This window comes from Methanobrevibacter sp. (assembly GCF_045120835.1).
GTDB lineage: Archaea > Methanobacteriota > Methanobacteria > Methanobacteriales > Methanobacteriaceae > Methanocatella.
The window spans coordinates 1-14,836 of the sequence record NZ_JBGVFE010000025.1; the positions used below are offsets into that span (position 1 = coordinate 1).

The 14,836-nt window shown below is 36.5% G+C and carries 14 protein-coding genes; 8 read left to right on the top strand and 6 right to left on the bottom strand.

The genetic code is table 11. From position 1 onward, the window contains the following. The 5 genes from ACJMLO_RS02320 to ACJMLO_RS02340 form a co-directional block, all read left to right on the top strand. The coding region (locus ACJMLO_RS02320; RefSeq protein ID WP_405293532.1) for a thiamine pyrophosphate-dependent enzyme at nucleotides 1-223 on the top strand (223 nt) is incomplete at its 5' end. After that, nucleotides 224-709 (top strand): acetolactate synthase small subunit, encoded by a 486-nt coding sequence (gene ilvN, locus ACJMLO_RS02325; protein WP_405293534.1) that lies wholly within the window; start codon nucleotides 224-226, stop codon nucleotides 707-709. 3 nt (nucleotides 710-712) lie between these two features. Continuing rightward, nucleotides 713-1,240: a beta-class carbonic anhydrase gene (locus tag ACJMLO_RS02330; protein ID WP_405293536.1), complete on the top strand. Its 528-nt coding sequence runs from the start codon at nucleotides 713-715 to the stop codon at nucleotides 1,238-1,240. 108 nt (nucleotides 1,241-1,348) lie between these two features. After that, nucleotides 1,349-2,341, top strand: coding sequence for a ketol-acid reductoisomerase (ilvC, locus tag ACJMLO_RS02335; protein WP_405293538.1), 993 nt, complete (start codon nucleotides 1,349-1,351; stop codon nucleotides 2,339-2,341). 38 nt (nucleotides 2,342-2,379) lie between these two features. Then, the gene (locus ACJMLO_RS02340) at nucleotides 2,380-3,384 is read left to right on the top strand and encodes a methanogenesis marker 12 protein (RefSeq protein WP_405293540.1); all 1,005 of its coding nucleotides are present in this window, start codon (nucleotides 2,380-2,382) and stop codon (nucleotides 3,382-3,384) included. Here the strand turns inward: ACJMLO_RS02340 and ACJMLO_RS02345 are convergent. After that, a complete protein-coding gene (locus tag ACJMLO_RS02345) occupies nucleotides 3,381-3,578 on the bottom strand; it encodes an LSM domain-containing protein (protein WP_405293542.1) in 198 nt (65 codons plus the stop codon). The genes ACJMLO_RS02340 and ACJMLO_RS02345 overlap by 4 nt on opposite strands. A 76-nt stretch (nucleotides 3,579-3,654) precedes the next feature. Between ACJMLO_RS02345 and ACJMLO_RS02350 the strand changes: the two genes are divergently transcribed. Then, on the top strand, nucleotides 3,655-3,798 hold the full coding sequence (locus ACJMLO_RS02350) for a hypothetical protein (RefSeq protein ID WP_405293544.1): 144 nt from the start codon (nucleotides 3,655-3,657) through the stop codon (nucleotides 3,796-3,798). Nucleotides 3,799-3,803: 5 nt separating this feature from the next. Here the strand turns inward: ACJMLO_RS02350 and surE are convergent, their stop codons facing one another. Beyond that, entirely contained in the window at nucleotides 3,804-4,580 is a 777-nt protein-coding gene (surE, locus tag ACJMLO_RS02355; protein WP_405293546.1) for a 5'/3'-nucleotidase SurE, read from the bottom strand. A 113-nt stretch (nucleotides 4,581-4,693) separates the two neighbouring features. Here surE and ACJMLO_RS02360 point away from each other — a divergent pair, with 113 nt between their 5' ends. Then, complete coding sequence (locus tag ACJMLO_RS02360) at nucleotides 4,694-5,605, top strand: restriction endonuclease (protein WP_405293548.1); 912 nt, start codon at nucleotides 4,694-4,696, stop codon at nucleotides 5,603-5,605. 188 nt (nucleotides 5,606-5,793) lie between these two features. Here ACJMLO_RS02360 and ACJMLO_RS02365 read toward each other — a convergent pair whose 3' ends face one another. From ACJMLO_RS02365 to cfbB, 4 genes are all read right to left on the bottom strand, one after another. Continuing rightward, on the bottom strand, nucleotides 5,794-6,162 hold the full coding sequence (locus ACJMLO_RS02365) for a HEPN domain-containing protein (protein ID WP_405293550.1): 369 nt from the start codon (nucleotides 6,160-6,162) through the stop codon (nucleotides 5,794-5,796). Continuing rightward, on the bottom strand, nucleotides 6,131-6,460 hold the full coding sequence (locus tag ACJMLO_RS02370) for a nucleotidyltransferase domain-containing protein (protein ID WP_405293552.1): 330 nt from the start codon (nucleotides 6,458-6,460) through the stop codon (nucleotides 6,131-6,133). Before ACJMLO_RS02370 ends, ACJMLO_RS02365 begins: the two co-directional genes overlap by 32 nt. Nucleotides 6,461-6,710: 250 nt before the next feature. Beyond that, a complete protein-coding gene (locus ACJMLO_RS02375; protein WP_405293554.1) occupies nucleotides 6,711-7,745 on the bottom strand; it encodes an oligosaccharide repeat unit polymerase family protein in 1,035 nt (344 codons plus the stop codon). A gap of 1 nt (nucleotide 7,746) precedes the next feature. After that, nucleotides 7,747-9,096, bottom strand: a complete 1,350-nt coding sequence (gene cfbB, locus ACJMLO_RS02380; protein ID WP_405293556.1) for a Ni-sirohydrochlorin a,c-diamide synthase — start codon at nucleotides 9,094-9,096, stop codon at nucleotides 7,747-7,749. A 510-nt stretch (nucleotides 9,097-9,606) separates the two neighbouring features. Here cfbB and ACJMLO_RS02385 point away from each other — a divergent pair. Further along, nucleotides 9,607-14,836, top strand: a 5,230-nt coding sequence (locus ACJMLO_RS02385; protein ID WP_405293558.1) for an Ig-like domain repeat protein, incomplete at its 3' end; no start/stop codon positions are given.

A 14,836-nucleotide genomic window follows, 5' to 3' on the forward strand; every position in this document is an offset into this window, starting at 1 on the left:
CAGTCCTGATTTCGTCAAGCTTGCGGAAAGTTTCGGCGTCAATGCAGTAAGAATTACCGAACCTGGCGAGACAAAGGATGCTTTGGCCAGTGCAATTAAGGACAACGAAGCAATCCTGTTGGATGTAGTAATAGACTCCGAAGAGGCGCTGCCTATGCTTCCTCCGGGAGCGGGAATCAATGAGATGATTGGCGAGTACAAGCTTGAAAAGGATGTGATTTAGATGGATGAAAATTATCACGTTATTTCAACACTGGTTGAGGACAGACCGGGTGTTTTACAAAAAGTCGCCGGCTTATTCAATCGGAGGGGATTCAACATTGACAGCATTACCGTAGGAAAGTCAGAAGTTGAAGGCCTCTCACGTATGGTAATAACTGTTCATGCGGATGAAAAAGGACTTGAACAGGTTACAAAGCAGCTGAATAAATTGGTTGATGTTATCAAGATTAAAGATATTACCAAAAATGCAGTCAAAAAGGAATTGTGCCTTATTAAGGTAAACATTCCGAATTCAAAGGCAAGAGCTGAAATAATTCAGTACACTAATATTTTCAAGGCTAAAATTGTAGATGTAACAGACCAGACACTACTGATCGAGCTTACTGGAGATAAGGAAAAAATCAATGCATTTATATCTTTAGTGGAAGGCTATGGAATTAATAAGATAGCCCGTACCGGCCTTACAGCAATGGCAAGGGGAGTATAAATTATGACAATATTGGAAAATGTTTTAAATGACAATAAGCAATTCGTTGAAAATTTTGAAGGCACAGAAATGTCTCACCATGCAGCCAAAAAACTGGCGATTCTCACCTGTATGGACTGCAGGCTGATTGACTTTTTCGAACCTGCACTTGGCCTTGAAAGGGGAGATGCAAAAATCGTCAGAAACGCCGGAAACTCAATTGTAGGTGAAGACGCAATCAGGTCAATCGGTGCAGCATTGTACAACCTTGGCGCTGAAGAGGTAATGGTTGTAGGTCACACTGAATGTGGTATGGCAGGTGCAGATGCAGAAGCATTGAAAGAAAAAATGCTCGCTCGTGGCATTGCTGAAGAGGATATTGCAAAGTACGATTTGGCTGAATGGATTGGAGGATTTGAATCAGAAGAACAAAACGTTAAGGACGTTGTTGAAAAAATCAAAAACCATCCATTGATACCTGACGTGCCTGTACACGGTTTAATCATTGATATTGTAACTGGCGAGTTGAAAGTTTTAGTAGATGGTTACTAGACCATCTATATTCTATTCTTTTTTTTGTCGATATATTGAATTAAGTTACTTTTATTAATATTGACAATCATAATTATTATGTGATATTTAATTTTACGAGTGATTATTATGAAAATGTATTATGACGACGATGTAAATACTGATGTTCTTGAAGGAAAAACCATAGCAGTTATCGGTTATGGTTCTCAAGGAAGAGCACAATCCAGAAATATGGCTGACAGTGGAGCTAATGTTATTGTTGGTTTAAGAGAAAATGGTAGCTCATGGAATGCTGCTAAAGAAGACGGAATGAATGTCAAAACTATTGAAGATGCCGCTGCTGAAGCTGACATTATTCACATTTTGCTTCCTGACGAAATCCAGGAAAAAGTCTACAACAATCAGATTGCACAATACGTGGAATCAGGAAACACCATTTCATTCTCTCACGGTTACAACATCCACTTTGGATTAATCAAACCTGATGAAAGCGTAAACATTGTAATGTTTGCACCAAAAGGACCTGGATCAATGGTTAGAAGAACCTACAAGGAAGGATTCGGAATTCCTGGTCTCGTTGCAGTCGAACAGGACGCAACCGGAGATGCATTGCAATTGGCATTGGGTATGGCTAAAGCATGCGGATTGACCAAAGCTGGTGTTTTGGAAACCACTTTCAAGGAAGAAACCGAAACAGACCTTTTCGGTGAACAGACCGTTTTATGCGGAGGTATTACCGAACTCATCAATGCAGGATTCACCACTTTGGTTGAAGCAGGATATCAGCCTGAAATCGCTTACTTTGAAACCTGTCACGAAGTAAAACTTATCGTTGACTTGATTTATGAAAAAGGTTTTGCCGGAATGTGGCATGACGTAAGTAACACAGCTGAGTTTGGAGGATTGACCCGTGGTAAAAAAATCATTACCGATGAGGCAAGGGAAGGTATGAAAACTACCTTAAAACAAATTCAGGACGGAACATTCAAGAAAGAATGGGCTGACGAAAACGCAACCGACGGTGCTAACCTTAAGGAAATGCGTGCAGCTGAAAGTCAAAAAGAAATTGAAATTGTTGGAGAAAGACTCAGAAAAGCTTGTGGCTTACAAAAAGACGACTAAACGTCTTTTTTCTTTTTTTTATTTTTTTTGTGATTATAATGGTTTTTATTGGAATGGACCATGGAACTACCGGTATCTCATTTTGCATAATGTCTGATGAAGGCGATGTCGTGGACGTTTTTAAAATCGGACGTGAGGAATCAAAGAAAGGTCTGGTTTCTGCAGCAGATGAATTGAAAAAACGCCTTGATTTGGGCGACGTTAAGCTAATGGCTGTAACCTATGCGATGGGTGACGGATTCGCTCAGATAATGCCTACATCCAAGGTCGAAAATCGTGGAATACTGTCAATCAACGGTGCAGGAAAGGTAACCGGAGGGGGAACCTCGGTATTCAGCGAACTTGAAGAGCTCGACATTCCTTCCATAATGATTCCGGGCCTTCACAAGGACTCAACTTCCCTGGATGAAATGTTCCGTGCAGCCTACTCACACCAGGCAAGTCCCGAAAAGGTAAGCATTTCCTATAATGCCTTAAAGGAAACCGGCTGGAGAAATTTCATCGTTGCAGACATATCCTCAAACAGCGTGAATATCCTCATTGAAAACGGCAGGATAAAAGGGGCAATGGATGCATGTCTGGGTGCAATGGGCGTTGTTCATGGACCCCTTGATTTGGAAATGATCAGGGACATCGACGAGAACAGGGCCTCTGCAAACGATTGCTTTTCACATGCAGGAGCAATCAAGATTGCCGGAATAGACGGCAAGGTTGCCAACATGAAAGATCAGCTTTTGGAAAACTACCGTGAAGGCGACGAGAAGGCAAAATTGGCCATAGATACCCTTATAATGACAGTCGCCATGGAAATTGCCGGTTTGGCTGTGGTATGCAAAAATGACATTGACGGAATAGTCCTTACAGGTTCCATCGGAAGCATGAAAGAGCCCTTTGACTTTGAGGATGAAATCAACAGGTACTTTAAAAACAGCTATGATATGATGGTAATCTCATCCGAATCAGGAGCCATAGGTGCGGCTCAAATAGCGATGGATGTCTACAATGGTGAAAAAGAGATATTAGGTATTGAAGTTAATATCTAATCTTCTTTTAAGCTTATAAAAATTATATTTCCGCCTTTGATGGTTTCAAGGCCGTTCTCATTTTCCAAAACAAGATTAAGGTAGTTATCAATGGCGATTACTGTACCTTCGGTTCTGTAATCTCCCCTTAAATCGACGCTTACATATTTGTTTTTAAACTGTGCAAAAAGTTTGTTTACATTATCGTTGCTCATTGTTTCAAATCCTAAAATATTCTATTCATACATTAGTCTTTCAACTTTAAATACTTTAATGTTTATAATATATACTATGGCAATTAATCAATTAGAAAGTAATTTAGAGGCTATTACCCGTACAATAGCACAGCTTAAAAAAGAAGGATGCACAGACGAAAAAGTTTTAGGCGAACTTAGAGCCGAAAGAGAAAAAATACTTAAGGATTTAAACATTTAAGTATTTTAACCTAACCACTCACGCAACGAATCAACATCATTTGTCTGATCAATTTTTATTGGTGTTATGGTGGTTTTTTGTAGTTTGCGAAGATAATGACCATCACTTCCGGGCTTGTGTGATTCATAAGGCTCGCCGCCAATCCAGTAGTATGGCTTTCCGCGCGGATCGAGGCGCCTGTCGATGACCGGAACATACATCCTTTCGCTCAGGTGTGCAATCTCAAATTCATCATCTGAAGGATTTTCGGGAACATTAACATTCAGTATGTCAATTCCTTCAGGCAAACCTTTTTTTAAAACAATTTTTGCAAGTTTTTTGAGCATCTTTCCTGCAAATGAGAAGTCAACCTGGTTTTCGCCGTTTTCGAATTTTATGTCGTCACGGGTCACTTCCTGTGAAATTGCAATTGTTGGAATGCCGAAGCTGGCAGCTTCGATTGCAGCTCCAAGGGTACCTGAAGTTGTAAGTTCGGCCTTTCCTATGTTGAAACCGGTGTTTATCCCTGAAATCATTATGTCGGGCTTTTCATCCATTATCTCAAACAGTGCAAGGGTTACCGCATCGGTTGGTGTTCCTGTAACTGCGTATCCTTTGCTTTTGTCCTTAAGAGTGTGCTCGTTAATTCTTAACGGTTCATATAATGTTAAGGCATGGCCGATTCCACTTTGCTGGAGTTCTGGAGCAACAATATAGGTTTCGCATAAGTCTTCAACCGCTTTTTTGCAAGCCAGTATTCCTGAAGCCGTTATTCCATCATCATTACTTATCAATGCTTTCATATAATTTAATGGGTGGTTATTTTTTAAATAATTTTAGGTAATGGGATAAACTTTAATAACAATTTAATCCATAAAATATAATATTATTGTAAAAAACACAAGTGGGTGGAAAATTGGAAAAGCCACAATTGATTAATTTTATAGCAAAGGTAATGGAGGATTCAGGTTTTAAGGTTTACAAGAATTTTAAAACCTCGCAAAAGGTTATTGACATATATGCTATTCTGCCTACAACAATTGGGGACTTTGGGGTAGTCGTAGCATGTAAAAATTATGACAAGGAATTTCAGATTGGCGTGGATGTATTGAGGGAGATGGAAGAGGTTCAGGAAAGCATCAAGGCTTCCAAGGTGACTATCGTAACTTCCGCATATTTCTCCGAACAGGCCAAAAACTATGCAATCAGAAAAAACATCAAGCTGGTTGACCGCAACAACCTGCTTGAACTGGCTAAGAAATACCAGGACAGGACCAATCAGACAACCCTTGACAACACTTCTTATGACGGTGGAGCCTCTGCCTATATCGAAGAGGAGTATCCCGAATACAGCTACGACGCTTCAGACATGGAATATCTCATGAGGCAAAGGGATGCCCATCCTAATGTCTATAAAAATACTTTATACAGGCAGGTCGATGAACCGCACACCAGCAGAATCTCATCACTTCTAAACAGAAGCACCCAACAAAGAAGGGGCAGCCTAGATCCTTATGGCCAGACCAATTTATACAATTATGATTTGAGGACAAGCAGTTTCTCACAGGGGTCAACGCTATTTATGCTTCTTAACAATCCGATCGTCCTGATTCTTGTGGTTGTAATATTTTCATACCTCATTTCATTCATTGCAGGCAGGCTGCTTGGAATGGATTCCGGCATCACCGGTCTCATTGAAATGTTCGTTGCACTGGCATTGTCTTATGGTGTTTCATTCTACACAGACAGGAATGCGGACTTCATTGTTAAAGGAACATTCATATTCTTCATTTCATTGGTGATTTTGATAATTTTAATCTTTGTTTAGAATTAATCCGGCAGATTCCTTCTGCCTGTTTTTTACTTTTTTTATAATTTGGCCTTATTTCGCTCAGTTTTTTTTACTTTTTAAAGCAAATTATCATGTAAATGAATCAGATATGATGTCTGTGGGATTGTTTTTACCAGATGGTCTGTTCAAAAATTAAATTTAAGTGATAGGATACTCTATCACAATTACAATAAACTTTCCACTTCAGCTATGAATTTTTCAGCCTGTAAAATTAATTTTTCGGATGATTCCTCACTGAAAACAACAGAATAATCATAACTTGAATCATTTCTAGTTTCTCTTGCTTCATATAGAAAATTATAAGATTCTTGACTTAATAACCCCGGTTTAACATATTCTTTAGCTAGTTGCCTTAATGTTCCTTCATGTGTTTTTGGAGAGATATCTTTTTTAGACAACAATGCCAAAGCTGCCGAATACATTGCATAATATGATAAGGTTATCGAATCTCTATGCTGTCCTGCCTCAAACAAAGTTTTACTTGAAATTAATTGATTTTTGCTAACATTCATTGCATTTGTAATTTTTTCCAATTTTAACACCATCTTTTAACACATTTGTTAAAAATGGATTATCTTTGGTTCTATTAAAATGCTCTTCAGTCATTAATCTGGGTGATATTACTTCGTTCTTTTCAAGAATCATGTTAATTGCAATTTTATGAATTTTAGGTTTTAATTCGTTGGCAATTGGCGATACAATTAAAATATCAATATCGGATTCTTCTGTATCATCACCACGAGCGACAGATCCATATAACATTATTAGTTTAATGTCATCGGATTTAATAATTTTTGCAAACTCATGGGCTATCCTTTTTCTATTATTCATAATATCACTGTAGTAACATTCACTCATTAAATAGTATAATGTATTAAATATTAAATATTTGCTCCAAACCTCTTAGATTAAACTCAAAGATAAATCCATTTTTCATAGAAGAAATTTATCTTCTAGTTAATCATGTCTTAAATCTAATATTTATGTCTTTATATATGATTTTGGGTCATTATTGCTTTTAGATTAAAAAATTACAAGTTTATAACAATTTTAATATTGAATTATAATTTGTCAACATGGATTATTTTTTCAAACAGATTATCATGTAAATGAGTCCGATCAGATACAAGAACCAGATCATGATGTCGGTTGGACCGGTTTCTATCCATATGATTGTATGAGTCAGGATTATTGCATAAATTCCGATTCCGATGCCTTTTTTTACCTTATTTGCCAGTCCCAGGAATGCTCCCATAAAAAGCATTTGCACGGTCAGTCCAATATATCCGAAATCAAGCATCACCGGACCGAAGAGCGTTGAAGTGAGACATACATCGTAGTTGAGGACGTATTGGCCGATGAATGTCCGAGGACTTCCTGATGAAAAAACCATCGAGAGGATTTTACCGTGGGTGGTTCCGGCAAGAGGCAGGATTCTTTCAAATACCTCCAGAGTAAATCCGGCACGGTAGAATATAAGCTCCAGCGGGTTCAGTGTCCAGTGCTGGCCTGCGATTGACTGGGATGCGATATAGCCAACGGCCATCAGGCCCGCAATGATTATTGCAATGAAGACGATTCCAAATTTTTTAGAAATCTTGTCGAGATAGTACAGGGTGATGAATGAGCTTCCAAGTATTCCAAGAACTGATGTCCTGTATCCGTTGAGGCCGAATATGAGGGCTCCGAGTATGACGAGAATCAGGTATTTTCTGCTGTAGTGTTTTGCCAGAAGGAAATTCAGCGCAATCAAGAAGAGCGGATAGGCAACTCTCCATATGTTTGTTGTTGCGTTTGCCTTTAAAGTTGAGTTGAAAAGGGGAATTCCTCCAAGAAGTATCATGTTGACTGTCTGCAATATCAGAGCTGCAATTACCAGTCCCAAAAGCAGTTTTTCGCTAAAAAAGCCGATTTCCTTCGGTTGGATATCGAATTTGTATTTCACAATGGCATATCCGACGGCAAATACTATGCATGCGAAAATGACAGTCAGGATAACGGCACTGTTCAGGGGATTTTCGAACCTGTAGTTGAACGAGCCCACATATCCCATCGCCAGAAATGCCAGTATCGCCGCTGCGACTATCATCGGATTGAAAAAGTCATATCTTTTCATATTAATCTCCCAGTTCACGAGCTGAAATGCACAGGTTTGCCCCAAAGTCAGGCATTGCCGCAACATGGGTGTGGACATAGCTTGCAAGGGTGTTCTTTTCCATAAAACCGTCCATGCTGTTGAATGATCCCTTTCCTCTTGTGATCTTAAATGCCATTTTGTGTTTTAGCTCATCGACAATGACCTTTGAGTAGTGGAACTCATGGCCGTGGAAGATTTCGCCCTTTTTGGAGATTATGTTGTCCTCGGTGACTTCGCCGATTGTGTACTTAAGCGCCTGCACCCTGTCGGTTAGAACCGATTTATACGGATAGATGTCGACCACCCTGTCGTCATGTATGGAGTTCATGAGATACATCAGGCCTCCGCATTCGGCAAAGATAGGTCTTGACTCGTTGTGGAAATTTCTGATGTCCTCAAGCATCTGTTCGTTGTTGGACAGTTCCCTTGAAAAGAGTTCGGGATATCCTCCACCGATGTAGAGTCCGTCGCAGTCGGGGAGTGACTCGTCATTTAAAGGTGAGAAATACTCAATTTTGGCATTGTTTGCCTCCAGGGCTTCAATGTTTTCCTTGTAGTAGAAGTTGAAGACCTCATCGTATGCAACGCCGATTTTTACCCTTTGGCTGTTCAGCTTATTCCAGATTGGAATTCTTTCGGAGGTGATTTTTGGTGCGGATTTTGCTATTTCAACCAGTCTGTCCAGGTCTATTGATTCTTTTATGGTCTTTGACCAGATGTCTATGAACTTTATTGAGGTTTCCCTTTCCCTTGCGGGAACAAGGCCAAGGTGTCTCTGCTCGATTGATATGGAGTCATCCCTTACGATTCCGCCAATGACTTCCGTTTTTGTAATCTCTTCGATTGACCTTTTTGTTTTCTCATAGTGTGCCCGGTTTTTTACCTTGTTGAGTATTGCTCCTGCAATGTTGATTTCAGGGTCTAGGGATTTAAATCCAAGCACTAAGGCTGCGGCGCTTTTGACAAGGCTTCTTGAGTTTATGATTAAAATCACAGGTGCATCGAGAGCCTTTGCAACACTGGCAGTGCTTCCGATATCATTTATGGAATCGATTCCTTCATACAGCCCCCTTACGCCTTCGATAACGGCAATGTCTTTGCCCTCCATTCCCTTGAGGAATGAGTCTCTAATTTGGCCCTGCTTCATGAAAAATGAATCAAGGTTTCTTGAGGTGTTTCCCGTTGCCAGGGTGTGGTATGACGGGTCGATATAGTCCGGTCCGACCTTGAAGGGCTGGACGTTGTACTTTTCGCTTAACGCTTTCATGATGCCGGTGGCGATTGTGGTCTTTCCGACTGCACTTCCGGTTCCTGCCAGTATGATTCTCATATATAATAATTATATATAGTATTTTATTAACTTATTGGATTTTTTGAATGTATTTTTGATTTCTCCAATTTCAGTCAGTCAACCGGTGGGATTTTAAAATGTATGCTTTATTGCATGAATCCGGTTTTGGCGGAGTTGTAGTCTTTTCAATAGTGCTTCACTTTATCCGGCATGATTTGTCATGATATTGAAGTATTGTATTGGGAAATATTTATTCCAACAAGTTGAACACATAATATCGTTTACCGATTTTGGTAAATTTTTAATGAAATTTTTGCATTTTTGACATTTCGGTGAATGAAAACAGATTTCTCAAATGTAAATAAAAATCTTTATTTTTGGATTTTGGCCATTTTCCTACGAAAAAATATTAAAACTTATATATGATGTGCAGCTTAAATAACATATGTATTTTAATTTAGATTTTTTATATTTATTTTAAAATACGTATCGAATTCGATGAGGTAAAATATGAAGAAATCTACGATAATATTATTAATATTTTTAATAATGATTATGTGTGTTTCTGCTGTAAGCGCAGCTGATGATGCTAGTGATGATCTGGCAGCATCAGACGAAGACGCTGTTTCAGTATCAAATGATGATATTGTTTCTGCTTCTGATTCAAACACGGTGCTTTCAGCTGGCGAAGCGAATTTTAATGAGCTTCAAGGAAACATTACTGGGAAGACCGGTACTGTGGACTTAAGTTCTGATTTTAAAAGAAATTCAACAGAAAATTCTCCTATTACTGTTGATAATAATAATTTAGTAATTAATGGTAATGGTAAGATAATAGATAATTCCGGTAGTGGTGAAGCTATTTTCGCTATTTCTGGAAATAATGTGACTTTAAAAGACATGACTTTAATCAATGCAACTGTTGCTATTCAAAATGCGGGTAATTTAACATTAGATCATGTTACATTTACTGGATGTAAAGTAATTACTTCACATCAGGGTTCACAATTAACCATATCTGATGATTCTGTTTTTGGTGATGGAGATATAGTTTTACAATCTGATGCAGAATTACTTTCTCAAGCTCAAATAATTGTTGCAGCATCACCTGAAACAATTGTTCTTCCAGCTACAACTTCTGCATTATCTGCACAAGCATATGTTAACGGTAAGAAAATAGTTGTTGATGATACTCTTTGGGAATACTTTGAAGGCAGTAATGTAATCGCTAATCCTAGTGCGTATAATCCTTCAGAACTAGGTACTTATGAAATTAAAGCAACACATGCTACACTTTCAAATGCTGAATGTGATAATGTTACTGTTAAATTTACTTCAGGTTCAAAATATGATTCAATAATCACTATTGATGTAATACCTGTTAATCCGGTTTATAATGGTGAAGTTGTTATTAAAGTGACTGTTGAAAATAAAACAGGTCAATATGCTGCAACTCCTACTGGGAATGTTGAGTTTGAAATTAGTGATGTATCCTTAGGGCCTTTAACTTTAGTTAACGGTACTGCTAATTACACTATGAGTAATGCTGCAGTAAAAACATACTCTGTTTTTGCTAGATATTTAGGTGATGATAACTTTAAAACAAACTTTACAAGTAAAGCATTTGAGGTTAATCCAAAAACACCTGATATCAAAATTGATGTGGATACTTCCAAATTCCAAAATCAAACTATTACTATTACTTTACCTGGTGATGCAACCGGTAGTGTAACAGTTGAGATTAATGATGATGTAGTAGTAGATAATGGAGTTCTTGTTGCAGGAGTATATTCATTTAATACTGCATATCTTGTAAATGCTAATCCTTATAAGATTAATGTAACTTTTACTTCTACTAATAGTAACTACACTAACAATAAAAACTCTACAACTTTCAAAGTAGATCAATTTACTACACCTATTAACATTACTTTAGGTAAATATAAATACAATGAAGATGTTTCATTTGATATAGAATTAGCTAGTGACATTACTGGTGAAAATGTAAATGTTACAGTTAAAAACGCTGCTGGTATCATATTCAATGAGAATATTACCTTAACTGATGGTAAAGCAACTGTCAATTTAGGTAAAATCGCTGCTGGTAATTATGATATTAATGTTACATTTGAAGGAAACACTAAATATGCTCCTGCTGTAAATGATACTGTTAAATTATTTGTTAATAAAACAGCACCAATCATTACAGTGGTATCAATTGATAATCAAGTATTATTCGAAGATGTTGAAATCAATGTAACAGTTCAAAATGCAACTAAGGGTACTGCAATTAAATTATACGTCAACAATGTTGAAAATGCTACTGCAACCGTAGATGAAAACGGTACTGCTACATTTAAATGTAAATTTGTTGAAAGTGCTGGAACATTCCCTATTACTGTTAAGTATATGGGTGACAACAACTTAACCGAAGGAAATGTAACTGATAACGTTGTGCTTGCTAAAGTTACACCTGAAATAAATGCAACTGTTGGTGTTGTATATATCGGTAGTAATGCGGTAATTTCTGTTAATTTAACTAACTGTGATACTAATTACTATCCTCTTGGTGTTATTCAATATGTTTTAGGTGGTTACTCAGGCACCGTTTCACTTGTTAACGGTAAAGTTGATATTACTATTCCTAAAGAGAATTTAGATCAAGTGACTTCATATACAGTAACTATTTCATATCTTAAAGATGCTTCAGAAAAACGTTATAATGATAACTCTACTGAATTTACTTTCGATGTAGTTAAATACACACCAAGTATTAAAGTAGATGCTAATAATAATGTTGTAACTGAAAATGCTACTATCGATGTAGAATTTACCAGTGACAATCTTGCTGGTGATGTGACTGTAACCGTAGTCATTAAATCTAATGGCGCTGAACCTACTACTAAAAATCTTGTATTAAAATATCAATCAGCAGAGAAAAAAGCAAATGGAACTCTTTCCATCAAACTTCCTTTAGGTACTCAATCTGTCAACGTTACTTTTGGTGAAAATACTACTACATATTCAGCTTATAATGATACTTGTACATTTGAAGTAACTAAAGATAAACCTGTAATTGATATGAACATTACTAATAAAACTGATGTAATTACTGAAATTGCATATCCTAATAATGCAACTGTTAACTTTACCAGTAATGTAGATGGTGACTACAAACTTTATGTAAATGACCAACTTGTTAATAGTGGTAGTTTCGTTGCAGGTAAGATTTCCAATTTCACACTTCCACTTTATGTAGTTGGAGACTATACTGTTAACCTTACCTACGTTGCAAATGGCGAATATAACGAAACAACTATTACAAAAACATTTGAGGTTAAAAATGGTACCATAACAGTTTCAGATGTTACTGCTCTAGTAGTTAAATACCCTAATGTTACTGTTGTATTTATTGAAGCAAATGTTGATGGTGATTATAATATTACTGTTAACAACAAAAATTATACAGTAACTGTTAAAGATGGTGAAGGTAATAAGACTTTAGGTGTTCTAGATGCTGGTAAGTATAATGTTGATTTATTAAGTCTTGTTGAGTATTATGATACAGTTAAAGCTACTTATACAAATGTAGTGGAAATCCAAAGAGGTGATATTTACTTTAATGTAACTGTTGCTGATGTTGTTTATCCTAACAAAGCTATTGCAATAGTTGAAGCTAGTGTTGACGGTAATTTCACTGTTAATGTAAACTCTAAAGACTATTCTGTTACTGTCAAAGATGGTAAAGGTAATGTGACTTTAGATGTTTTACCTGTTAACAAATACGAGGTTAGTGTAAAAGCTAATGCTTCTGATGCATCATTTAATAATTGGAATACTTCAGGTACTAATACAACTAAATTCAATGTAACCAACGGTACTCTTGCTCCTACTATAACTGTCAACAGTTCTGTAAAATATGAGGATGTAATAGTTGTAAATATTACTAATGCTGTAGATGGTACTTATAATGTTAATGTAAATGGTACTGATTATCCAATATCTGTTTCAAATGGTAATGGATCTACTATCATTCCTACAAAAAATACATTAAATGTTGGTACTTATACAGTTAATGTAACTAGTACTATTTCAAATTATAATCCATTTGAAGATGCAACTCATACAGTAACTGTTGAAAAAGGTATTATCTACTTCAGTATAGCTGTTGACAATGTAACATTCCCTACAGTTCCTACTGTTAAATTTGTTACTAATGTTGATGGTTCACTTGATGATGCTTATTTAATTTACATCGGTAATGAAAATATTACTTATGTGAAAGTCAATGGTGATACACGAGATATGTATAAATTTACTCCTGGTAATTATACAATATGTGTAAAACCATCCAACGCTACAGATCCTAAATTTGCTAATTATGATATTAATACCGTAAATAGCACAAGCTTTGAAGTAGCATATGGTAAAATCGACACTTTAATTGTTTCAGTTAATAATGTAGACTATCCTCAAAATGCTACTATTACAGTTACAGCTTCTGTTGATGGTATTTACAAAGTAACCATTGAAGGCAAAGATATTGAAATACCTATTGTAATTACTGGCGCTACATCTACTACTCCGGTTACTAACAGTTCAGTTAATTTACCTGTTTTACCTGTTGGTACCTATACAGTAAATGTAACAAGTTTAAATGAAAATTATACACAAACCACCAATGGTTCAACATTTACCGTTTCAAATGGTACTATTACTCCTACTATATCCATTACTCCTAATCCTGTAGCATACTCTGATGCAGTAGTTATAGAGATCAGTAATGCTGTAGATGGTGATTATACCGTTAAAATAAATGGTACTGATTATACAGTAACCGTAAAAGACGGTAAAGGTAACAGGACTATTGAAACATTTAACAACTTATATGCTGGTTCTTATAATGTTAATGTTACTGCTTTAATTGATAATTATAATCCATTTGAAGATGCATCTAAAACTTTAACTGTTAATAAAGGTACAATACACTTAAATATTACTGTTGCTGATGTAACATATCCTAATGTTGCTACTGCAGTTGTATTTGCAGACATGCCTGGTGAATATAACATTACAGTATATGCATTCCAAGGTGGTGCAGAACTCTATAATTATACAGTAACCATTGATACAACTCCTGGTCAGGCTGCTAGCAAATCTCAAGCGATCGGTTTATTAAATGCTAGTGCTGACTATTATATTGTTGTAAAATCTTGCGATGAAAATTATACTGGCGCTACAAATAATACTTCATTTAAAGTAGAAAAAGCAGTTCCTGTCATTAACATCAGTCATGAAGGAGATACCTTATTTGAAAACACTACCATTTCTGTTGTAGTTCCATACGGTACAGGTAAGGTCACATTCTATGATAAGGTTATTGATACTGCTCACAAATTAGGAGAAAAAGATTTAGTGAATAATGCTGCTAACTGGACTATTGAAAATATTACAGTTGGTACTCATACAATTTATGTGGTATTATCCAATGATCAGAATTTACAGGATGACGTTAAATCTACTTCATTCACCATAGAAAAAATTACTCCTACAATCACAGTCACTGATAATAGTACTACTTATCCTGATGCTGTTGAAATTGTAGTTGTATTACAAAATAATGGAACCACTTATGCTCCTACTGGTTCAGTGGGAATTGTCGGTGACATTCAAGTAGCTCCTGAAGCATTAGTTGATGGTAAATGCACCTTCACTGTTGCAGGCTTAGCTGCTGGTGAATACAAGATTAATGTAACTTACTATCCTAACACTGACAAAA